The organism is Humibacillus xanthopallidus (assembly GCF_006717145.1).
GTDB classification, from domain to species: domain Bacteria; phylum Actinomycetota; class Actinomycetes; order Actinomycetales; family Dermatophilaceae; genus Humibacillus; species Humibacillus xanthopallidus.
In genome coordinates this window covers 234,769-256,317 of the sequence record NZ_VFQF01000001.1, presented here as the reverse complement: position 1 = coordinate 256,317, position 21,549 = coordinate 234,769, and the positions used below count along the sequence as shown (strand labels likewise).

General features: G+C 72.3%; 22 protein-coding genes. 9 read left to right on the top strand and 13 right to left on the bottom strand.

The genetic code is table 11. The features are described 5' to 3' along the window. Positions 1 to 38 precede the first annotated feature (38 nt). From FHX52_RS01160 to FHX52_RS01150, 3 genes are read left to right on the top strand one after another with little or no spacing between them, the layout of a single operon-like run. The gene (locus tag FHX52_RS01160; protein ID WP_141819171.1) at positions 39 to 1,340 is read left to right on the top strand and encodes an NAD(P)/FAD-dependent oxidoreductase; all 1,302 of its coding nucleotides are present in this window, start codon (positions 39 to 41) and stop codon (positions 1,338 to 1,340) included. Between the two features lie 60 nt (positions 1,341 to 1,400). Beyond that, positions 1,401 to 3,155, top strand: coding sequence for a sodium:solute symporter family protein (locus FHX52_RS01155; RefSeq protein WP_141819169.1), 1,755 nt, complete (start codon positions 1,401 to 1,403; stop codon positions 3,153 to 3,155). 12 nt (positions 3,156 to 3,167) lie between these two features. Beyond that, entirely contained in the window at positions 3,168 to 3,509 is a 342-nt protein-coding gene (locus tag FHX52_RS01150; RefSeq protein WP_141819167.1) for a hypothetical protein, read from the top strand. Here FHX52_RS01150 and mutM read toward each other — a convergent pair. From mutM to FHX52_RS01110, 8 genes are all read right to left on the bottom strand, one after another. Next, positions 3,498 to 4,358, bottom strand: coding sequence for a bifunctional DNA-formamidopyrimidine glycosylase/DNA-(apurinic or apyrimidinic site) lyase (gene mutM, locus FHX52_RS01145; protein WP_141819166.1), 861 nt, complete (start codon positions 4,356 to 4,358; stop codon positions 3,498 to 3,500). The genes FHX52_RS01150 and mutM overlap by 12 nt on opposite strands. Positions 4,359 to 4,364: 6 nt before the next feature. Then, positions 4,365 to 5,147: a ribonuclease III gene (gene rnc, locus FHX52_RS01140; RefSeq protein ID WP_246069557.1), complete on the bottom strand. Its 783-nt coding sequence runs from the start codon at positions 5,145 to 5,147 to the stop codon at positions 4,365 to 4,367. 8 nt (positions 5,148 to 5,155) lie between these two features. Beyond that, positions 5,156 to 5,350 (bottom strand): 50S ribosomal protein L32, encoded by a 195-nt coding sequence (gene rpmF, locus FHX52_RS01135; protein ID WP_141819164.1) that lies wholly within the window; start codon positions 5,348 to 5,350, stop codon positions 5,156 to 5,158. Between the two features lies 1 nt (position 5,351). Continuing rightward, positions 5,352 to 5,927, bottom strand: a complete 576-nt coding sequence (locus FHX52_RS01130; RefSeq protein ID WP_141819162.1) for a YceD family protein — start codon at positions 5,925 to 5,927, stop codon at positions 5,352 to 5,354. A gap of 153 nt (positions 5,928 to 6,080) precedes the next feature. Then, positions 6,081 to 6,563: a pantetheine-phosphate adenylyltransferase gene (coaD, locus tag FHX52_RS01125; RefSeq protein WP_141819160.1), complete on the bottom strand. Its 483-nt coding sequence runs from the start codon at positions 6,561 to 6,563 to the stop codon at positions 6,081 to 6,083. A gap of 64 nt (positions 6,564 to 6,627) precedes the next feature. After that, positions 6,628 to 7,209, bottom strand: a complete 582-nt coding sequence (gene rsmD / locus FHX52_RS01120; protein ID WP_141819158.1) for a 16S rRNA (guanine(966)-N(2))-methyltransferase RsmD — start codon at positions 7,207 to 7,209, stop codon at positions 6,628 to 6,630. A gap of 1 nt (position 7,210) precedes the next feature. Then, complete coding sequence (locus FHX52_RS01115; RefSeq protein WP_141819156.1) at positions 7,211 to 9,508, bottom strand: ATP-dependent DNA helicase RecG; 2,298 nt, start codon at positions 9,506 to 9,508, stop codon at positions 7,211 to 7,213. 15 nt (positions 9,509 to 9,523) lie between these two features. Then, entirely contained in the window at positions 9,524 to 11,320 is a 1,797-nt protein-coding gene (locus tag FHX52_RS01110) for a DAK2 domain-containing protein (protein WP_141819154.1), read from the bottom strand. Between the two features lie 241 nt (positions 11,321 to 11,561). Between FHX52_RS01110 and FHX52_RS01105 the strand changes: the two genes are divergently transcribed. Both FHX52_RS01105 and rpmB read left to right on the top strand, forming a co-directional pair. After that, positions 11,562 to 12,335: a fructosamine kinase family protein gene (locus tag FHX52_RS01105; RefSeq protein WP_246069556.1), complete on the top strand. Its 774-nt coding sequence runs from the start codon at positions 11,562 to 11,564 to the stop codon at positions 12,333 to 12,335. Between the two features lie 192 nt (positions 12,336 to 12,527). After that, positions 12,528 to 12,716 (top strand): 50S ribosomal protein L28, encoded by a 189-nt coding sequence (gene rpmB, locus FHX52_RS01100; RefSeq protein WP_141821962.1) that lies wholly within the window; start codon positions 12,528 to 12,530, stop codon positions 12,714 to 12,716. Positions 12,717 to 12,835: 119 nt separating this feature from the next. Here the strand turns inward: rpmB and thiL are convergent, their stop codons facing one another. Then, positions 12,836 to 13,837 carry a thiamine-phosphate kinase gene (gene thiL, locus FHX52_RS01095; RefSeq protein WP_342777886.1) on the bottom strand — a complete coding sequence of 334 codons (1,002 nt, stop codon included), beginning with the start codon at positions 13,835 to 13,837 and terminating at the stop codon, positions 12,836 to 12,838. Between the two features lie 187 nt (positions 13,838 to 14,024). Here thiL and FHX52_RS01090 point away from each other — a divergent pair, with 187 nt between their 5' ends. Together FHX52_RS01090 and FHX52_RS01085 are read left to right on the top strand one after the other, a co-directional pair. Continuing rightward, entirely contained in the window at positions 14,025 to 14,258 is a 234-nt protein-coding gene (locus FHX52_RS01090) for an Lrp/AsnC ligand binding domain-containing protein (protein WP_141819150.1), read from the top strand. Positions 14,259 to 14,416: 158 nt separating this feature from the next. Next, the gene (locus FHX52_RS01085; protein WP_246069555.1) at positions 14,417 to 14,722 is read left to right on the top strand and encodes a DUF3515 family protein; all 306 of its coding nucleotides are present in this window, start codon (positions 14,417 to 14,419) and stop codon (positions 14,720 to 14,722) included. 73 nt (positions 14,723 to 14,795) lie between these two features. Here the strand turns inward: FHX52_RS01085 and FHX52_RS01080 are convergent, their stop codons facing one another. Then, positions 14,796 to 15,935: a D-alanine--D-alanine ligase family protein gene (locus FHX52_RS01080; protein WP_141819148.1), complete on the bottom strand. Its 1,140-nt coding sequence runs from the start codon at positions 15,933 to 15,935 to the stop codon at positions 14,796 to 14,798. Positions 15,936 to 15,985: 50 nt separating this feature from the next. On the opposite strand from FHX52_RS01080, the gene FHX52_RS01075 reads away from it, so the two are divergent. Next, a complete protein-coding gene (locus tag FHX52_RS01075) occupies positions 15,986 to 17,071 on the top strand; it encodes a trans-sulfuration enzyme family protein (RefSeq protein ID WP_141819146.1) in 1,086 nt (361 codons plus the stop codon). Between the two features lie 527 nt (positions 17,072 to 17,598). On the opposite strand, the gene FHX52_RS01070 is transcribed toward FHX52_RS01075, so the two are convergent. Then, positions 17,599 to 18,597 carry an NAD(P)H-dependent glycerol-3-phosphate dehydrogenase gene (locus tag FHX52_RS01070; protein WP_141819144.1) on the bottom strand — a complete coding sequence of 333 codons (999 nt, stop codon included), beginning with the start codon at positions 18,595 to 18,597 and terminating at the stop codon, positions 17,599 to 17,601. Further along, positions 18,594 to 19,391 (bottom strand): lysophospholipid acyltransferase family protein, encoded by a 798-nt coding sequence (locus tag FHX52_RS01065; protein WP_141819142.1) that lies wholly within the window; start codon positions 19,389 to 19,391, stop codon positions 18,594 to 18,596. The genes FHX52_RS01070 and FHX52_RS01065 overlap by 4 nt, the downstream gene beginning before the upstream one ends. A gap of 157 nt (positions 19,392 to 19,548) precedes the next feature. Between FHX52_RS01065 and cofC the strand changes: the two genes are divergently transcribed. Further along, entirely contained in the window at positions 19,549 to 20,490 is a 942-nt protein-coding gene (gene cofC / locus FHX52_RS01060; protein WP_342777885.1) for a 2-phospho-L-lactate guanylyltransferase, read from the top strand. A gap of 161 nt (positions 20,491 to 20,651) precedes the next feature. Here the strand turns inward: cofC and FHX52_RS01055 are convergent, their stop codons facing one another. Further along, the gene (locus tag FHX52_RS01055) at positions 20,652 to 21,404 is read right to left on the bottom strand and encodes an HU family DNA-binding protein (protein ID WP_141819138.1); all 753 of its coding nucleotides are present in this window, start codon (positions 21,402 to 21,404) and stop codon (positions 20,652 to 20,654) included. Positions 21,405 to 21,549 lie beyond the last annotated feature (145 nt).

Genomic DNA, 21,549 nt, shown 5'->3' with positions numbered 1-21,549 from the left:
CGCGATTGTGACACCTGCTGGGGACCTAGGCTGAGGGCATGACGGCTCCTGCGACCCTCGTCGTCGGCGCCGGCCAGGCCGGCATCTCGCTCGTCGCGGAGCTGCGGGCGCTCGGTCACGACGAGCCCGTTGTCCTGGTCGGCGACGAGGACGAGCCTCCCTATGAGCGGCCTCCCCTGTCCAAGTCCTACCTGCGCGGTGAGCACGACCGCTCCTCGCTCACGTTGCGCGACGCAGCCTGGTGTGCGGACCACGGTGTCGAGCTCGTCATGGGTGACGCCGTCGTGTCGATCGAGCGGGACCACCGCGGCGGGCGCGCCACGACGCAGTCGGGTCGCCATCTCGATTTCGCCCGGCTCGCCCTGACGACAGGGGCATTCGAGGCCGCCCTCCCCGTCGAGGGGGCCGAGCTCGACCGGGTGCTCACCCTGCGCACCCTCCACGACGCCGACGTCCTCGCCGCCGCCCTGCGCGGCAGCCGCGACGTCGTCGTCGTCGGTGGTGGCTTCATCGGCCTCGAGGTCGCGGCGAGCGCGCGGCAGATGGGTGCGACGGTCACGGTCGTCGAGGCTGCCGACCGGCTGCTCGCCCGCTCGGTCACGCCGGTCCTGTCGGACTTCTATCTCGCCGCGCACGAGCGGCGTGGCACGAGAGTGCTCCTCGGCACGACGGCGGTGCGCATCCACGGCACCGCCGACCGGGCCGAGGCCGTCGTCCTCGACGACGGCCGCGAGCTGCGCACCGACCTCGTCGTCGTCGGCATCGGGGCTCTCCCGCGCACCGACCTCGCCGTGGGCCTGGGCCTCGAGGTCGAGCCGCGCGGAATCGTCGTCGACCGCCGCGCGCTCACGTCCGACGGCGTCACGGTGGCCGCAGGCGACTGCACGGTCGGGCCCAACCCCTTCACCCGAGGCCGTCCCGGACGGCTCCGGCTCGAGAGCGTGGCGCACGCGACCGACCAGGCGCGGGTGGCTGCGGCGACCCTCCTCGGCCACGAGACGGCATACGCCTCGGTGCCGTGGTTCTGGAGCGACCAGGGTGACCTCCGGCTGCAGATCGCCGGGCTCCCCCACGGCGCTGACCAGCTCGTCATCAGGGGCGAGCTCGGCTCCGAGTCGTTCTCGCTGCTGTCCTACCGCGAGGGCCTGCTCATCGCCATCGAGGCAGTGGGTGCGAGCGCCGACTACGTCGTGGTGAAGCGAGCGCTCGAGCGGGGTATGACGATTCCGGCCAACCTCGCGGGGGACTCGACTTTGCCGCTGCGCCGAGGGCTGCAGACCGCCGTCACCAGCACGAGCGACACCGCGAACGACCGGCCACCCAGCGCGCCCAGATCCTGACATGCGGGTCCGCGGGGCCGGCGCTAGCGTGAGGCGTCGCCCACCGAAGGGACTGATCGCATGCCCGGCTTGTCGCACTTGTCCACGGCAACGCTCATCGACGCGAAGCCCGTCGACTACCTCATCATCGCGCTCTACTTCGTCTTCGTCCTCGGCATCGGCTTCATGGCTCGGCGTGCGGTCTCGGACTCCATCGACTTCTTCCTGTCGGGTCGGTCGCTCCCCGCCTGGGTGACGGGTCTGGCCTTCATCTCGGCCAACCTCGGTGCCGTGGAGATCATGGGCATGTCGGCCAACGGCGCGGAGTTCGGCGTCGCGACCGTCCACTACTTCTGGGTCGGTGCGATCCCGGCGATGCTCTTCCTCGGCGTCGTGATGATGCCCTTCTACTACGGCTCGAAGGTCCGCTCGGTCCCCGAGTTCATGTTCCGCCGCTTCGGCACCGGCGCCCACCTCGTCAACGCGATCAGCTTCGCCGTCGCGCAGCTGCTCATCGCCGGGGTCAACCTCTATCTCCTCGGCTCGATCGTGCACGCCCTCCTCGGCTGGCCGCTCTGGGTGGCGCTGCTCGTCGCCGCCGCGATCGTGCTGTCCTACATCACCCTCGGCGGGCTCTCGGCGGCGATCTACAACGAGGTGCTCCAGTTCTTCGTCATCGTCGCGGCCCTGCTGCCGCTGACGCTCATCGGCCTGCACCGGGTCGGCGGCTACGAGGGGCTGAAGCAGAAGATCACCGAGTTCGCGGCCACCGCGCCCGCGAGCGCCGACGTGCCGCCTGCCGACTGGCAGCTCAACAGCTGGCCGGGCCAGGCGCTCACCGGCTTCGAGTCCCCGTTCTGGTCGGTCGTCGGCATCGTCTTCGGCCTCGGCTTCGTGCTCTCCTTCGGCTACTGGACGACGAACTTCGTCGAGGTGCAGCGGGCGATGGCGAGCAACTCCATCTCGGCGGCGCGCAAGACCCCGATCATCGGGTCCTTCCCCAAGATGTTCGTGCCCTTCATCGTCATCCTGCCCGGCATGGTCGCGGCCGTGCTCGTCAAGGAGATCGCCGAGCTCAAGGCCGGCGGCACGCCAGCGGGCGGCGCCTCGGGCAAGGGGGTGGCCTACAACGACTCGCTGCTGCTCCTCATGCGCGACATCCTCCCCAACGGCCTGCTCGGCCTCGCCATCGCTGGCCTGCTCGCCGCCTTCATGGCCGGCATGGCCGCCAACATCTCGGCGTTCAACACCGTCTTCAGCTACGACCTCTGGCAGCGCTACATCCGCAAGGACCACAGTGACGACTACTACCTGCGCATCGGCCGCCTCGCCACCGTCGGAGCGACGTTCATCGCGATCTTCACCGCGACCATCGCCAGCTCCTTCAGCAACATCATGGACTACCTCCAGAGCCTCTTCGGTTTCTTCAACGCACCGCTCTTCGCGACCTTCATCCTCGGCATGTTCTGGAAGCGGATGACGGCGACGGCCGGCTGGGTGGGGCTCTCGGCCGGCACGCTCTCGGCGGTGCTCGTCGCCTATCTCAGCGAGGACGCCTTCGGCACCCTCAGCCTCGGGGTGATCCCGCTGAGCGGGCAGGGCGCCGCCTTCGCGGCTGCGTCGACGGCCTTCGTCGTCGACATCGTCCTGTCGATCGTCGTCTCTCTCGTGACCGAGCCGAAGCCGGCCGGCTCACTGCGCGGCCTCGTCTACTCGGAGACCCCGCGCGAGGACCTCGTCGACCCCGAGGAGGCGAAGCTGCCGTGGTTCAGGCGGACCCTCCCCCTCGCCGGCGTGTCGCTCGCGCTGGTCATCGCCCTCAACTTCCTCGTCTAAGGAGCCGTGATCATGAGCGCAGACAACACCACGCCCCCGTCCGTTCCGGGCTCGGCGTCCTCGAGCCCCGCAACGAAGCATGCGGCCGGCGCGTTCGACATCCGCAACTTCATCGGCGCGCTGCTGGGGCTCTACGGCATCATCCTCACGCTGATGGGGATCTTCGGCGACAAGGCCTACGACAAGACGGGTGGCATCAACGCCAACCTCTGGGCGGGGCTCGTCCTGCTCGTCATGAGCGCCATCTTCATGACATGGGCCCGTCTCAAGCCGATCCTCGTGCCCGCGAACGTCGAGCCCCCCGACGACGACGCCACCCGCCCCGCGCCGAAGCGTCGTCCGTCAGGCCACTGACCGGCGTCGCGGGCGGGGCTGGCAGACGGGGCACGAGAACGACGACCGGTTCATGAAGTGCTCGCGGCACATGATCGTGCCGCACCGGTCGCACGGTGTCCCGTCGCGTCCGTAGGCGTGCAGCGAGCGGTCGAAGTAGCCGCTCGCCCCGTTGACGTTGACGTAGAGCGAGTCGAAGCTCGTGCCCCCGTGCCCGAGCGCCTCGCCCATGACCTCACGGGCGTGGTCGAGGATGCGCGAGAGGGTCGGCTTCGTCAGCGCCGAGCACAGGCGCTCACCGTGCACGCGGGCGCGCCACAGCGCCTCGTCGGCGTAGATGTTGCCGATGCCGGAGACGAGGGTCTGGTCGAGCAGGGCGCGCTTGACCGCGCTGTCGCGCAGCTTCATCCGCCGCACGACGGCCGCCTGGTCGTAGGCCGCCTCGAAGGGGTCGGGCGCGATGTGCGCGACAGCCTGAGGTATGGCGTCCGGCCCGAGAGGCGACAGCGCCAGTCCCCCGAAGGTGCGCTGGTCGACGAACCGCAGCTGCGGCCCCCCGTCGGAGAAGTCGAAGCGGGCGTGGCAGTGCTTCTCGAGGGGAGCGTCGGCCGGCTCGACGAGCATCTGGCCGCTCATCCCGAGGTGGACGATGAGGGCGTCCTCGCCGTCGAGGGCGAGCCAGAGGTACTTCCCGCGCCGCGACGCGGCGGTGACGGTGACGTCGTGGAGCCGGTCGGCGAGGTCCTCGGCGCCGGCGTCGTGGCGACGCGCGACGCGCACCCCGCTGATGCGGGCACGTGTGAGGTGACGGCCGACGACGTGGTCCTGCAGACCACGCCGCACCACCTCGACCTCGGGCAGCTCGGGCACGCGAGGTCAGACGGCCGGCGAGCCCGAGGGAGAGCTCGTCACGCCGGCCGCGACGGAGCGCCGGACCTCGATCGTGTGCCAGGCCTCCTTGGCCGCCTTCTGCTCGGCTTCCTTCTTGCTGCGACCCCGACCCTCGCCCAGCACCTCGTCGCCGAAGACCACGCGGGCGTGGAACTCCTTCTCGTGGTCGGGCCCCTGCTCGTCGACGCGGTAGTCGGGTGACCCGAGCGACACGCTCGCGGCCATCTCCTGCAGGCTCGTCTTCCAGTCAAGGCCGGCGCCGAGCGTGGCGGCCTCCTCGATGATGGGGTCGAAGTGGTGGTGCACGAAGACCGCGGCGCGCTCGATGCCGGCAGCGAGGAAGACGGTGCCGATGAGCGCCTCGAGCGTGTCAGCGAGGATCGAGGCCTTGTCGCGCCCACCCGTCGCCTCCTCACCCTTGCCGAGCATGACGTACTCGCCGAGGTCGAAGGTGCGGGCGACGTCGGCCAGGGCTCGCATGTTGACGACGGCGGCGCGCAGCTTGGCGAGCTGGCCCTCGGCGAGGTCGGGGTGCCCACGATAGAGCGAGTCGGTCACGACGAGGCCGAGCACCGAGTCGCCGAGGAACTCGAGGCGCTCGTTGTTGGGCAGGCCGCCGTTCTCGTAGGCGTACGAGCGGTGCGTCAGGGCGCGCAGAAGCAGCGGCTCGTCGATATCCTGGCCGACCACCTCGGTGAGGTGGGCGAGCAGGGCATCGACGGGCCGCTGCGGCACTGCCGGAACACCCTGGGTGTCAGGGCTGCTCACGGCGGCAGTCAGCTCTGGTGCTCGGTGCGCTCTGCCACGGCGTAGTGACGGCCCTTGTAGGTGCCGCAGGACGGGCACGCGATGTGCGGCTGGGCAGCCGAACCACACTGGGGGCAGGTCGTGAGCGCGGTCGGCGTTGCCTTCCAGTTCGCGCGACGCGAACGGGTGTTGGAGCGCGACATCTTCCGCTTCGGGACAGCCACGTCAGTTCCTCTTCTCTTGCGGGTCGTCCTGCAGCATCCCGCGCAGGGCCGACCATCGGGGGTCGAACACATCATGGTGGTGGTCGGGGTCTTCCGCGAGCCGCGCTCCGCACTCGGAGCACAACCCGGGGCAGTCCGGCCGGCACATCGGCTTGAACGGCAGCGTCGGAACGACCGCGTCCCGGAGCACGGGCTCGAGGTCGATGAGGTCACCGACCAGCTCGTGCACCACGTCCTCGTCCGCGTCGGCTCCCACCTCGTGGTGGTGCGCCGCCCGGTCGGTGTAGGCGAACAGCTCCTGGAAGGTCCCGTCGACAGACAGCTCGACGGGGTCCAGGCACCGCACGCAGGCACCGGTCGCCGTGCCGGTGACCGAACCCGTGAGGAGCACGCCTTCGACGACGGACTCGAGCCGCACCGCGAGCTCGACCGGCGAGCCGGCCCTGATCGCGATGATGTCGGTTCCGAGGTCTTCAGGCAGCTCTACCGTGCGTGAGAGCTCCAGCATCGTCCCGGGTCGCCGATCGAGCCGTCTGGTGTCGAGCACCAGTGGTGAACGGGGGTCGGGGCGGTTCATGGCTCCTGCGCACGATTGAGGTTCGGCCCACTCCACGGCGGATGAGGACCGACGTCCAAGGCTACCGGAGCGTGCTCCGGCGCCCAAATCAGCCCGGTCCCCGCGCCCGGTCCCCGCGCCGAGTCCCTCAGCCCAGTCCCCCAGCCCAGTCCCTCAGCCCAGTCTCTCCTTGAGCGCGACGTGCACGTCGGCGGGCACGAGGCCCGAGACGTCGCCGCCGTAGCGCACGACCTCCTTGATGAGCGAGCTCGAGACGTGCTGCAGGTCGGGGGCGGCGGCGAGGAAGAGGGTCTCGACACCCGTCAGGTGCCGGTTCATGTGCGCCATCGGCAGCTCGTAGGCGAAGTCGGTGCCACCGCGCAGTCCCTTGACCATCGAGTCGGCCCCCACCTCGCGGCACACGTCGACCACGAGCGTGTCGGCCCACGAGCCCACCCGGACGTTGGGCAGGTGCCCCAGCGCCCCCTCGAGCAGTGCGGTGCGCTCGTCGATGCCGAACGTGCCGTGCTTGGCGGGGTTGTGCAGGATCGCCACGACGACCTCGTCGAACAGCCCCGAGGCGCGGGAGATGACATCGACGTGCCCGTTGGTCACGGGGTCGTAGGAGCCGGGGCACACACAGCGTCGCGTCGTCACGTGCCCAACCTAGCCAGCGCCGGGCTCACACCCGGGCCCCACACACGGTCCTCACGCGCCGACCTCACGCGACGACCTCGTGCGGGGTGGGCTCGGCGAACCACACGGCGGTCTCGCCGTAGCGCTTCTCACCCGACAGCTCGAGGCCGGCCGGCCAGCGGGGCTGCGGCGAGCGGGTCGACCGCTCGACCACGACGAAGGACTCCGGGCCGAGCCAGCCGTTCGCGACGAGGGCACCCAGCACTGCGGCGAGCGCGTCCTCGGAGAGGTCGTAGGGCGGGTCGAGGAGGACGAGGTCACTCGGTATGCCGTCCGGCGGGCCTCCGCTCAGCGCGCGCTCCACCGTGTCGACGACGAGACGCACCCCGGGGTGTCCGACGGCGGCGATGTTGGCCCGGATCACGCCGGCCGCGCCCTTGTGGGACTCGACGAGCGCGACGTGCGCCGCGCCGCGGCTGGCCGCCTCGAGCCCGAGGGCACCCGAGCCGGCATAGAGGTCGAGGACGCGCGTGCCGTCGAGCAGGCCGCGGTGCTCGAGCCGGCTGAAGAGCGCCTCGCGCACCCGGTCGGAGGTCGGCCGGGTCGAGGAGCCGGTCGGCGTGCGGAGCCGTCGGCCACCGGCGGTGCCGCTGATGATGCGGGTCATCTCAGCCCCTCTCCAGCCAGGCCGCCTGCTCCTCGTCCAGACGCATGGCGACGGCCGCGGCGAGGGCGGGGTGCTGGCGCAGGTCCGGGTCCTGCGCCACGAGCGCGAAGGCGTCCTCGCGGGCGTCGGCGATGACCTGCTCGTCCTCGGGCCGGCCGAGCCGCAGGTGGCGCACGGAGTTGCCGCGCCCGCTCTGCCGCGCCCCGAGCACGTCACCCTCGCGCCGCAGCATCAGGTCGACCTGGGCCAGCTCGAAGCCGTCAGTCGTCGCGGCGACCCGGGCGAGACGTTCGGCGGCGAGCTCGCCGGCTCCCTGGGTAAGGAGCAGGCAGAGGCCCGGCGCCGAGCCACGGCCGACGCGGCCGCGCAGCTGGTGCAGCTGCGAGATGCCGAAGCGGTCGGCGTCGACGACGACCATGACCGACGCGTTCGGCACGTCGACCCCGACCTCGATCACCGTCGTGGCCACGAGGACGTCGATCTCGCCTGTGGCGAAGGCGCGCATCGTCGCCTCCTTGGTGTCCGGGTCGAGGCGACCGTGCAGCACCTCGAGGCGCACGCCCTCGAGGGCCGGGTTGGCCCGCAGCGACGCGAGCATCGTGTAGACGCCCGTCAGCTCGCGCTCCGGCGCCTCGGGACCCCCGTCATCGGCAGTGCCCTCATCGCCCTCCCCGTCGCGACCGTCGGCCCAGTCGACGTCCCAGGCGTCCTCGTCGTCGGCCGCGGACGACTGCGACCCCGGAGACCCACCCGCGGCCCCTGCCCCGAGGGCGTCGTCGTCGACGTCGCCGATGCGGGGGCACACGACATAGGCCTGGTGACCCTTGGCGACCTCCTCGGCGACGCGCTGCCACGTGCGGTCGACCCAACCGGGCCGGTCGCCGTCGACGACGTGGGTCGTGATGGGAGAACGTCCGCGGGGCAGCTCGCGCAGGGTCGAGGTCTCCATGTCGCCGAAGACGGTCATCGCGACGGTGCGCGGGATGGGCGTCGCGGTCATGACGAGCACGTGAGGCGGACGGATCCCCTTCTCGCGCAAGGCATCACGCTGCTCGACCCCGAATCGGTGCTGCTCGTCGACGACGACGAGGGCGAGGTCGGCGAACTGCACGTGCTTCTGGATCAGCGCGTGCGTGCCAACGACGATGCCGGCCTCACCCGACGCGGCCGCCAACAGCGACCTCTTGCGGGCACTCGCGCCCTGGCTCCCGGTGAGCAGCGCGACGGTCGTGCCGTGCTCCGCGCCGCCGAGCATGCCCCCGAGGGCGAGGTCGCCGAGCATCGCGGTGATCGACCGGTGGTGCTGCGCGGCCAGGACCTCGGTGGGGGCCAGCAGCGCGGCCTGCCCTCCGGCGTCGATCGCGGCGAGCATGGCCCGCAGTGCGACGACGGTCTTGCCGGAGCCGACCTCGCCCTGCAGGAGCCGGTGCATCGGCCGGTCGGAGGCGAGCTCCCCGGTCAGCACCTGACCGATCTCGCGCTGCCCCGCCGTGAGCTCGAAGGGCAGCCGCGCGTCGAAGTCGGCGAGCAGCCCACCCGGGCGCGGGTGGCGCGGGGTGGCGAGCTCGGCCTCGGCCGCCTTGCGGCGCTGGGCGAGGATCGTCTGCAGGACGAAGGCCTCGTCGTACTTGAGCCGGTCGAGGCCACGCTTGGGCTGCTCGTCGACGCCGGGGCGGTGCACGAGCTCGAGCGCTGCCGCCCGGTCGAGCAGTCCCCGAGCTGCCCGCACGGGCTCCGGCACCGGCTCGCGGATGCGGTCGACGGAGTCGAGCGCGGTGTGCACGAGGCGCCGGAGCTGCAACGAGTTGATCTTGCCGGTCGTCGAGTAGACCGGCACGCGATGCGTCCGGTACCACTCCACCGCCGCTTGACCCTGCACGTCGTCGTCGAAGAGCTCGTACTCCGGGTGGGTCAGCTGCAGGCGTCGGCCGTAGGCGCCAATCGTGCCGACGAAGAAGCCCCGGACCCCGGCGCGCAGCTTGCTCTCGTGGCCGTAGGCGCTGAAGAACGTGACGTCGAGCTCGTGGCCGTGGTCGTCGGTGAGCACGACGGTGAGCATCTTGCCCCGCCGGTTGCGCATCGTCCGTGACGTGGCGTGGGCGACCTCGGCGACGACGAGCACGTCCTCGCCGACGTGGAGGGACGACAGGTCGGTGAGCTGCCCGGGCCGCACGTAGCGACGGGGGACGAACTCGAAGAGGTCGCCGACGGTATGCAGCCCCTTGGTGCGGGCGAGCTGCTCGGCCTCGCCCTTCTTGACGAGCTTGGTGAGCGGTGAGTCCTCGGTGAGCACGACCACGGCCTACACCACCCCCTACTCCACCCCGACGAGCACGCTGTAGACCGGCTGCCCGCCGTCGATCTGTGACACCTCGACCCCGCGGTGCTGTGCCGTCGCCTCGGCGGCGAGCGCCTGGCCCAGGCCGTCGCCCGCGCCGGCGCCGATGACGAGCGTGACGAGCTCTCCCCCGCTCGCGAGGAGCCGGCGCACGACCTCGCGGCCCACCTCCACCTCGTCGCTGCCGACGACGACGATGTCGCCGTCGACGACACCGAGCACGTCGCCCGGCTCGCACGGCCCGGCGCTCGTCAGTGCCGCCCGGTTCGCCACGGTGACGGCGCCGTGGCGCGTCGCCGACGAGGCGGACTGCATGGCGAGGACGTTGGACGACGGGGGCGCCCCGGGCTCGAAGACGGCGAGGGCCGCGAGACCCTGCACCGCGGTGCGGGCGTGCACGACCTGGGCGTCGATGCCGTCGTCGGCCACGGCCCGCGCCGCGGCCGCCGCGGCGAGCAGCGTGTCGCCGTCGTTGGGCAGCACGACGACCCCCGCGGCACCGGTCGCGTGCTGTGCCCTGATGGCGGCGATGAGGGCGCCCGTCGAGGCGCGCCGCCCCGGCCCCGAGGGCACGACCGCGGCCCCGGCCTCCCCGAAGAGGGCGGCGAGGCCGTCACCGGCCGCGCACGCCACGATCGCCGATCCCGTATGCCGTGCGGCCTCGTGGGCATGCAGCGCCGCCTCCGCCTCGTGGCCGAGTGGCACGATGTCGCGGTCGAGCCGCGTGATGCGCACCCGGTGGGGGCGCCCGGCGACGATGCCGGCCTCGACCGCGGCCCCGGCGTCGTCGACGTGCGCATGGATGTTCCACTCACCGTCGCCTCCGACGACGAGGACGGAGTCGCCGAGCTCGACGAGCTGGTGGCGCAGCAGGGCGACGGCCTCCTCGTCAGAGTCCGCGAGGAGGTACATCACCTCGTAGGCGGGCGAGTCGTCACCGACGTGGTGGTGCAGGCCGTCGTCAGGTCGGGCGGCGGAGGGCGGACCGACGGGCTCGGTGCGGTAGCGCCCTCGACGGCTGGGCGGGTCGTCTCCGCTCGGGCGACCGCGCTGCCCGGAGCAGATCCGCTCGAGGCACTCCAGGAGGAAGACGAGTCCGGCGCCCCCGGCATCGACGACCCCCGCCCGAGCGAGCACCTCGAGCTGCTCGGGAGTGCGCTCGAGCGCGACCCGGGCCGCGTCCAGCGCCGCCAGCGAGACGGCATACAGCCCCGTGTCCGTGCGGCCACCCGACCCGCCCGGCTCAACTGCCTCAGCCCCTTCGACGGCCGCGGCGGCCTCGACGGCTGCGGTCGCCATGGCGGTGGCGACGGAGAGGATCGTGCCCTCCTGCGGGTCGGTCACGGCCTGACGTGCGCGCTCCTCGGCGCGCACGAGGCCGCGGGCGAGCAGCGGGCCGTCGACGACCTCGGCCTCCGCGCACGCCTCGGCGAGGCCGCGCGCGAGCTGGCTGAGGATGACACCGGAGTTGCCCCGGGCCGTCCACAGCAGCGCCTTGGCGAAGGCTGCGAGCAGGTCGCCGGCGCCGTGCGGGTCGTGCGTCAGCATCCGCTCGACCGCGCCGTCGAAGGTGAGGAAGAGGTTGGTGCCGGTGTCGCCGTCAGGCACCGGGAAGACGTTGAGCGCATCGATCTCGACGCGCCTCGCCGCGAAGACGGAGCGGGTGAGCAACGCCCAGCGGCGCACCGCGGGTACGTCGAGGACGGTGAGCGCACCCGGCACGGGGAGCAGGGCACGCGTCGACCGGTCGGGCAGCCGTGCTGCGCCAGGCATCCGTCCTCCTGCTCGTCATCGACCGCGACCGTGCGTGTGACGGACGCGCGCGGTGTGGGTCCGGTGGTGCGTGCGGGTTCGGGCGAGCCTGTCGGCCCGGTCCATACCCACCGGTCCGTACCCACGGCCGCTGCTGCGCAGGCTAGCGCCTCGCCCCGACGGTCGCATGCACCTGCGCGGCGCAGGGCGCGACGTTCGGGCAGGGTCGCCGCCCGTTCGGAGCGGTCGTACGGTGAGGGGCGTGTCGCACGCCCCCTCCGTCCACCGCAAGTCGTGGCACGGCGCCCCCGCCGGCTTCTTCGAGGTCGAGGCCGCTGGGCTGCGCTGGCTGGCCGAGGCGGAGCCCGCGGGTGGCGCGACGACCGTGGCCGTGCTCGACGTGGCGGCCGACCACATCGACCTCGCCCGGGTGCTCCCGGGACGCCCGACGCCCGCTGCGGCGCAGGCGCTGGGCCGGGGCCTTGCGCGCACGCACGCGGCGGGGGCCCCGGCCTTCGGCGCTCCCCCGGCGGGCTGGAGCGGCGACGCGTGGATCGGCCGGCAGCGGCAGCGCAACGAGCCCACCCCGACGTGGGGCCTGTTCTACGCCGAGCAGCGGGTGCGGCCCTTCGTGCGCCGCGCCGTCGACGCCGGCCACCTCGACCGTGCCGGGGCGCTCGTCGTCGATGCGGTGTGCGACCGCCTCGCCTCGGGCACCTTCGACGACGACCGGCCTCCGGCGCGTCTCCACGGAGACCTCTGGTCGGGCAACGTCATCTTCACCGACTCGGGCGCCGTCCTCGTCGACCCCGCGGCTCACGGTGGCCACGGCCTCACCGACCTCGCGATGCTCGCGCTCTTCGGCTGCCCCGACCTGGGCCTGGTGGAGGCGGCCTATGCCGAAGCCGCGGGCCTCGACGGCACGTGGCGCTCGCTCATCGGCCTCCACCAGCTCCACCCGCTCGCCACCCACGCGGCCTCGCACGGGCCGGCGTATGCCGTGGAGCTCGTCGCGACCGCAGCACGCTACCGTTGACCCCGGCCCCCGTGACCTCGCGGGGGTGAGCCGCGGTGGCTCGTCGGCCGTTTTGTCGTCCGAGCACCTCGTCGGCTACGCTTTCCCGGTTCCCCCCGTGCACACGGCGGTGACGCACGCCCCGGCGTGAGTCGACCCGCGGAGCGGGTGGAGCGAAAGCACTTCGTCAACATCGATCTTCAGGAGAACCCCGTGGCTGCCAACTGCGACGTCTGCGGCAAGGGGCCGAGCTTCGGTCACAACATCTCGCACTCGCACCGCCGCACCAAGCGCCGCTGGAACCCCAACATCCAGCGCGTGCGGACGCTGGTGAACGGTGTGACGCCGAAGCGACTCAACGTCTGCACCTCCTGCCTCAAGGCGGGCAAGGTCGTTCGCTGAACGCCCCTCACCAACGCTGAAGGCCGGCCCCCGATCGGGAGCCGGCCTTTGTCGTGCCCGGGAGCTGACAGCCCGGACCCACGTCCAGCCGCGGCCGTCTCCGGCGGCCGGCGCGGGCCTCACGAGCTGCGGAAGTGGTCCCAGCCGGTGTGGGTGACGGCGTGCCCGTCGACGAGCACGCCGGGTCGCTCGCCGGCGGCGACTTCGCGGGCGCGCCCGATGACCCGCCATCCGGTCGGCACGAGGTCCGCGGGGAAGGTGGCGAGCAGCGAGTGCTCCTCTCCCCCGGCCAGGACGCACTCCACGGCCTCGGACGCCCCGACGGCGTCGCGGATCTCGGCCAGATCCGGCTCGAGGGCGGTGAGGTCGATCTCGAGCACCACGCCGCTGGCCCGCGCGAGCCGGGTGCCGTCGCGCACGAGACCGTCCGACACGTCGAGCATCGCCGTCGCCCCCGCCCGGGCAGCCTCCGGACCAGCTGCGAGCGGTGAGACCGGCCGACGCTGACGCTCCACCGCGAGCGGGTGCCGGTCCTCGAGACCGGCCTGGAGGAGAAGGAGACCGGCGGCCGCGAGCCCGAGCGAGCCGCATACGGCCAGCACGTCTCCGGGCGTGGCGCCCGACCGCAGGACGACCGGCCCGTCGAGCCGGCCGAGCGCCGTCACCGAGACCATGACGACTCCCGGGGGCGCCGACGACAGGTCGCCGCCAAGCACGGCCACGCCAGCCTCGGCACAGGCGCTGCCCAGTCCGGCGGCGTGGTCGAGGACCCACTCGAGCGACAGCCCGGGGTCTGCCACGAGTGTGATGAGCACTCCCGTGGGCGTGCCTCCCATGGCGGCGACGTCAGCGAGGTTCTGCACGATGACCTTGTGGCCGATGTCGGCGCCGGACGACCAGGCGTCGAGCCAGTCGCGCCCCAGCACCGCGGTGTCCGTCGTCGCGACCGTCTCACCTGCGGTGCGCAGGACGGCGGCGTCGTCGCCGGGGGCCACGACGAGGTCGACGCTGCCGCCGAAGAGCGGCAGGATCCGGTCGAGGAGGTCGTCCTCGTCGAGGGTCCGCAGCGGCGTCCCACCCGTCATCATCGGCCCTCGGGTCGATCGGCTCGGGTGCGGCACGGGGCCCACTCCCCTTCTGGCCCGCACGCTCGGACGCGGGGCCCGTCGCTGGGACGAAACGTCTCGTGGCAAGGTAGCGTCAGGTCACGACCGCAGTCACACTGGGTGCGGGCGGGGCTCGCCCGGCGCCGTGGGTGTCGCGAGCCCCCCGAGGACCGTCCGATCCGTCAACACAAAGAGGTGACACGTGGTTCAGGCCTACATCCTGATTCAGACCGAAGTCGGCAAGGCGGCCAGCGTCGCGAAGGCGATCGCAGCGATCTCCGGCGTCACGATGGCAGAGGACGTCACCGGCCCCTACGACGTCATCGCCCGCGTCGAGGCGTCCAACGTCGACGACCTCGGGCGGCTCGTCATCGCCAAGCTGCAGGACGTCGCCGGCATCACGCGCACGCTCACCTGCACGGTGGTCCACGTCTGAGACCCACCCTGGGGCTCCCCCTGAGACGCACGCTCACGACGGCGACGCTCTGCTGCGTCGCCGTCGTGCTGCTCGGCTCCTGCTCGCGCGCTCCCGAGGTGGCGCTCGCCCCAGCGTCTGCCGCGCCCGTCTGCGCTTCGGCGTCCTGGCCTGCCACCGTGGCGGGCCGCGCACGGGTCACGACGGACCCCGAGTCCGGGTCGGTGGCGGCGTGGGGTGACCCGGCGGTCATCGCCCGCTGCGGCCTCGAGCCCCTCGGACCGACCACCGACGACTGCGTGACGGTCGACGGGGTCGACTGGGTCGTGCGCTCCCTCAGCGACGGGTCCATGGCCACGACCTACGGACGCGACCCCGCGATCGAGGTGCTCGCCCCCGGCGCCTACGGTCCTGTGCCGCTGCTCCTGCCCGCCTTCTCGCCCGTCGCCTCGTCGCTGCCGACGAACGGCCGGCACTGCACCTGAGCCCTCGTCACCCTGGTTCGAGGTGATCCCGGCACCCACGTGGGCGCCGGGATCACCTCGAACCGGGGTCGGGTCAGCGCAGCCCGGTGCGTCGCTCGAGGGCGAGCTCGAGCAGCTCGTCGATGAGCTCGGGATAGGTCAGGCCGGTCGCCGCCCACATCCGCGGATACATCGACGTCGGCGTGAAGCCGGGCATCGTGTTGATCTCGTTGACCAGGACGCGACCGTCCTCGGTGTAGAAGCAGTCGACGCGGGCCAGGCCCTCGCACCCCAGCGACTCGAAGGCGGCCGCAGCGAGCCGGCGCACCTCGTCGGAGATCTCGGGGGGCACGTCGGCCGGACAGCTGAGGTCGACGTCGGCCTCGGCGAGGTACTTCGCCTCGAAGTCGTAGAAGGCGTGGTTGTCGTGGACGGCGATCTCGCCGACCTGTGAGGTGCGCGGCGCGTCCGTGCCGTGCCCCTCGAGGACCGCGCACTCGATCTCGCGGCCGGCGATGCCCTCCTCGACGAGGACCTTGGGGTCGTGCTCGCGCGCCGTCTCGACGGCGGCCTCGAGCTCGGTCGGGCTCTCGACCTTCGTGATGCCCATCGACGACCCGGCCCGCGCCGGCTTGACGAAGAGCGGGTAGCGAAGGCCCTCGCACGACGCGAGTGCGGCGGCGCGGTCCGAGCGCCAGGCGCGGTCGGTGATGACGGCATACGGCCCCACGGGGATGCCGTGGCCGGCGAAGACGACCTTCATGTAGTGCTTGTCCATGCCCGCGGCGGAGGCGAGCACCCCGGAGCCGACATATCGCACGTCCGACATCTCGAGGAAGCCCTGCAGGGTGCCGTCCTCGCCGAAGGGCCCGTGCAGGAGCGGAAAGACGACGTCGACCTGGCCGAGTTCCTGCGGCGGCTGCCCGGCCTCCAGCACGGTCAGGGAGGTCTCCCGCGTCGAGAGCGGCAGCACGACGTGCGCGGCGCTCGACTCGACCTCGGGCGTGCGCCCGGCGGTCAGCTCGAAGCGCGACGGGTCGTCCTCCGTGAGGACCCACTGGCCGTCGCGCGAGATGCCGATCGGCACGATGTCGTACTTGCTGCGGTCGATGGCGCGCAGGACGCCGGCGGCGGTGGCGCACGAGACGGCGTGCTCGGAGGAGCGACCTCCGAAGACGATGGCCACGCGGGGGCGGCGGCTCGGCTGGGCGGGCTGGGGCTGGTCCGTGGTCATCAGACGGAACTCTAGCGGGCACCTCCCGCGGTCCCTCGTACGCTGGCGCCATGGCCCTCGAGAACGCGCACGGTCCCCTCCACGTCGACACCGTCCTCGTCGCATCGGGGCGGCCGGGGCGCGCGCCGGGGGCCTCGGTCAACGTGCCCGTCGAGCTGACGTCGACGTATGCCGCCGACGGGCCGGTCAACTACGGCCGCGTCGGCAACCCCACGTGGAACGCCTTCGAGTCGACCCTCGGCGAGCTCGAGGGCGGGCGGGCGCTCGTGCACGCCTCCGGCATGGGCGCGATCTCCGCCGCGTTGTCGCTCGTCGCGCCGGGCGGCACCGTGGTCGCGCCCGACCAGACCTACAACGGCACGGGAGACCTGCTGCGCGCCTTCGAGGAGGCGGGTGGCACGGTCGTGCGGCTGCACGCGAGCGACACCGCGGGCTTCGTCGCCGCGCTGGACGGGGCCGACCTGCTCTGGCTGGAGTCGCCGACCAACCCGCTCATGGACGTCATCGACCTCGAGCGCGTCCTCGCCCGGTCGCGCGAGCTCGGGGTGACGAGCGTCGTCGACAACACGCTCCCGACGCCGCTGCTGTCGCGGCCGCTCGAGCTGGGCGCCGACATCGTCGTGCACTCGGTGACGAAGTACCTGTCGGGGCACAGCGACGTCGTGCTCGGGGCGACCGTCGTCGCCGACACGGAGCGCGGCCGTGCCCTCGGTGAGCGGCTGCAGAGGCACCGCACCCTGCACGGCGCCATCGCCGGGCCGCTCGAGGTCTACCTCGCCCTCCGCGGGCTGCGCACGCTCGCCGTCCGCTTCGAGCGGGCCTGCGCCAGCGCGGCCGTGCTCGCCGAGCGGCTCGCCGGGCACCCGGCGGTCCGGCGGGTGCGCTACCCCGGGTCGGGCGCGATGCTGGCCATCGAGGTCGGCGACGACGCCGCAGCGGCCGAGCGGCTGTGTGCCGCGACGCGTCTCTGGCTGCACTCGACGAGCCTGGGCGGCGTCGAGTCGCAGCTCGAGCGGCGCCGCCGCCACCCGAGCGAGTCCACGGCCGTGCCGGTCAACCTCGTGCGGCTCTCCGTCGGCATCGAGCACGTCGAGGACCTCTGGTCCGACCTCGAGCAGGCCCTCGACGCCGTCTGACGCCATCTGACGGCACCGTCAGACGCACAAGCTCAGGTATGCCGCCCGGCCCGTGCGGCGCCCGCGCTGGCCCGAGCACTATGTGAGTCTGGGCGGTCAACGCCCGAGTGGGGGGACGGCATACGGCCTCCGTGTCGGTGCGAACCGGCGGACGACCGTTGCTCGACGTCGAGGAGCGACACGCCGTGCCACCCCGGTCTGTCGGCCCGCCTCGTCGACCAACGGTCGTCGCTCGGCAGCCGACCGTCAGACCCCCGAACTTCAGGTATGCCGCCCGGCCCGTGCGGCGCCCGCGCTGGCCCGAGCACCTTGTGGGTCTGGAGGTTCGCGCCCGAGGGGGCGGACGGCATACGGTCTCCGTGTCGGTGCCAACCGGCGGACGACCGTTGCTCGACGTCGAGGAGCGACACGCCGTGCCACCCCGGTCTGTCGGCCCGCCTCGTCGACCAACGGTCGTCGCTCGGCAGCGCCCGTCAGACCCCCAAACTTCAGGTATGTGGGTCTGAGGAGCCGGGCGACCGGCGGGCTCAGCGCTTCTCGGCCTTGAGGTCACGCGACATGAGACGCGGGCCGACCTCGCTCGCGGAGTGGCCGTCGCGGATGACGGCCACGACCTGCTCGCAGATCGGCATGTCGACGTCGTGCTGCTTGGCGAGCGTGAGGATCGATTCGCAGGACTTGACGCCCTCGGTCGTCTGACGCATCTCGGCGGCCGCCTGCTCGACCGTCATGCCACGGCCCAGGCGCACGCCGAAGGAGTGGTTGCGCGACAGCGGCGACATGCACGTGGCGATGAGGTCGCCGACCCCGGCCAGGCCCATGAAGGTCTGCGGGTCGGCCCCGAGCGCCAGCCCGAGCCGGGTCGTCTCCGCCAGGCCCCGGGTGATGATCGTGGCCTTGGTGTTGTCGCCGAAGCCCATGCCCTCAGCCATGCCAGAGGCGAGCGCGACGACGTTCTTCGTCGCGCCGCAGACCTCCGCACCCACGACGTCCGTGTCGGTGTAGGGCCGGAAGTACGGCGTCGCACAGGCCGCGGCCACGCGCTCGGCCGTCGCCATGTCGCGGCAGGCGACGACGCCCGCGGCGGGCTGCTTGCGGGCGATCTCGGGCGCGAGGTTGGGGCCGGAGAGCACGACGACACGGTCGTCCTCGATGCTCCCGGCCTCGGCGATGACCTGACTCATGCGCATCGTCGTGCCCAGCTCGACGCCCTTCATCAACGACACGACGGGAGCGCCGGAGGGGATGTGCCCGCCCCACTGCGAGAGGTTGTCGCGCAACGTCTGTGAGGGCACGACGAGCACGACGATGTCGGCGCCCTCGAGCGCCTCGTCGGGCGCGGTCGTGGCGCGCACCGCCTCCGGCAGGTCGAGCTCGGGAAGGTAGCCCGCGTTGTGCCCGGCGTTGATCGCGGCGGCCGTCTCGGCCCTCCGCGCCCACATCGTCACCCGGCACCCTGCGTCGGCGAGGATCGCGGCGAACGCCGTGCCCCAGTTGCCGCTGCCCATGACCGCGACGTGCGTCATGCCCTGTCCCTCTCGTCGGAGCGTGGTCGAGCGATGCGCCCGATGTCCTCGTGGCGCAGCGGGTCGCCGATCTCCGGCACCCCGTGCAGGCGCGGGTCGAACCGCTCGTCGGGCCGGGAACCCCCACGCAGCTCCTCGAGGAGGGTCGTGATGGAGTCCATGAGGCGGTCGGTCGCCTCGCGCAGCACCTTCGTGTCGAGCGGCCGGCCGTAGAGGTCCGTGAGGTCGACGGGTGGGCCGGCGATGACCCGGATCGTCTTGCGGGGGAAGATCGACGGGCGATGGCCGTAGGGAGAGAGGATCTCCTGCGCCCCCCACTGCGCGACGGGGATGAGCGGGCAGCGCGTCTCCAGGGCCACGCGGGCGGCCCCGGTCTTGCCACGCATCGGCCAGAGGTCCGGGTCGCGGGTGATCGTGCCCTCGGGGAAGATCGCGACCGGCTTGCCCGCGCGCACCCCCTCGACCGCTGCCCGGAAGGCGTCAGTGGCGGCCGACGAGTTGCGGTAGACCGGGATCTGGCCTGCCTTGCGCAGCAGCCAGCCGACGCCGCGCACGCGGAAGACGCTCTCCTTGGCGAGGAAGTATGCCGGACGGCCGTTGTCGAACATGTAGTGCGCGAAGGGCAGCGGGTCGGCATACGAGATGTGGTTGGGCGAGACGACGAAGCCGCCCTCGCTCGGGAGGTTCTCGGCGCCCCTCCAGTCGCGCTTCGTGAGCAGGAGCAGCCACGGCCGCACCAGGATCTCGGCGAACCGGTAGGCCCACGGAAGGCCTGCTCGGCGGGCACCAGCCACGTTTGTCTGATCCTCCTCGTCGTGCGCACGGCGGGCGCCGTGCGAGGTGCGTGACCTCGAGCCCTCGCTCGGGGTCACGCGGGTCGTGCGGGTCGCGCAGGTTCATCTTGTCCACCCCGCGACGTGGTGTCGAGCAGCGTAGCCCGCGAGTGGCACGATGTTCGCCAGCATGAGCCAAACCCCCCCTAAGCCAGCCACCGGCCCGGCCTCGACGCCGCGAACTCCTCCGAGCCCCTCAGACGTGCCGCACGGCGGCCTCCTAGGGCCTGAGCACCGTTGGCACGTCGTCATCCCCGTGAAGCGGACGGCACAGGGCAAGTCGCGCCTCGGACCCGCAGTCGGCGCTGACCGCGAGATGCTCTCGTGGGCCATAGCCGACGACACCATCGCGGCCGCCGTCGCAGCAGTGGGTGCGAGCAGGGTCGTGGTCGTGACCTCCGACGACGGTGTGCGAACGACGTGGCGGCCCCGTGGCGTGGTCGTCCTCGACGACCCGGGGGCAGGGCTCAACGCCGCGGTGAGAACCGGCGAGGCCTCGACCCCCACGGGCCGCTTGACGGCGGCTCTGCTCGGCGACGTGCCAGCGCTGCGACCGGCCGACCTCGCCAGCGCGTTGTCGGCCGCCCTGGAGGCCGGGGAGTCCTTCGTGCCCGATGCTGCCGGCACCGGCACCGTGCTCCGGTGCGGGTCAGGTTTCGAGCCGCGCTTCGGGCCCGAGAGCGCGGCTCGCCACGCGGCCGACGGGGCGGTGCGCCTCGAGCTCGACCTGCCGAGCCTGCGCACCGACGTCGACGATGCCCCGAGCCTCGCCGCAGCCCGCCGGATCGGGCTCGGCCGAAGGACGAGCGCCCTCCTCGCCGACCGGGCATCTGGTTGGATCAGGAGCATGCAGGCCACGGTGCACAGCTTCGACCCCGAGACCCGGACGGGCAGTGTGCTGCGCGACGACGGCGTGCGGCTGGCGTTCGACGCCCACACCTTCGACGACAGTGGGCTCCGGCTGCTGCGCAGCGGTCAGCGCCTCACCGTCGAGGTCGTCGACGACATGGTCGTCGCGATGCGCATCGTCGGTATCGGGCACGACCAGCGCATCCGCTGACACCTCGCGCGTCGCCCCGCACCTCTAGCGAGACGAGGTGACCCTTCCCGTCACGTGGTGACACATGGCGACCCATGACGTGACGACGGGCCGCGACCGGGGGTGACCCGGCCGCGGCCCGCCCTGCACGTGAGGGGTGGACGTGCGGTCCAGCAGAAGGCTCAGCGCGACGTGGTCTTCTTCGCCGTCGTCTTGCGCGTCGTCGTCGTCTTGGCTGCGGTCTTGGCGGGGGCGGCCCTGGTCGCCGCCTTCTTCACCGCGGTCTTGGCCGGCGCGGCCTTGGTCGCGGTCTTCCTCACCGCGGTCTTGGCGGGCGCAGCCTTGGTCGCGGTCGCCGTCGTGGCCTTGCGCGTCGTCGTCGTCTTGGCTGCGGTCTTGGCGGGGGCCGCCTTGGTCGCGGTCGTCGTCCTGCGCGTCGCGGTCTTGGCGGGAGCCGCCTTGGTCGCGGTCGTCGTCCTGCGCGTCGCGGTCTTGGCCGGGGCCGCCTTGGTCGCGGTGGCCCGCTTGGCCGGAGCAGCCTTGGTGGCCGTCTTCTTCGCGGCGGTCTTGGTGGCGGCGGCCTTGGTCGCGGTCTTCTTCGCCGGGGTGGCGGAGCCGGCCGACGCCCGCGAGGCCGCAGGCTGGTCCTTGGCGAGCTTCTTGGAGCCGGCCACGACCTCCTTGAAGTTCGTGCCCGAGCGGAACTTCGGCACGCGGGTCTTCTTGATGCGCACCGTCGCTCCGGTCTTGGGGTTGCGGCCGGTGCGGGCCGCGCGGTCGGCGCGCTCGAACGTGCCGAAGCCGGTGATCCCGACCTTGCCGCCCTTGGCGACCTCACGGATGACGACGTCGAGGAAGGCCTCGAGCGCATCGGACGCCACCTTCTTGCTGCCGAGCTTCACCTCGAGTGCGTCGATCAGTTCTGCCTTGTTCACGTCTTCCCCTCCAGAGGACTGTCGGTGTCAGGCGACCCGACGGGATGTGAGTCCGGAGCAGGTCCGGCTAACTCCTGACGTTAGGCCGAGTCGGGGGACACGTCCATCACCGCTATGTGTCTCTTTCGTTGTGTCGCAAGCACTT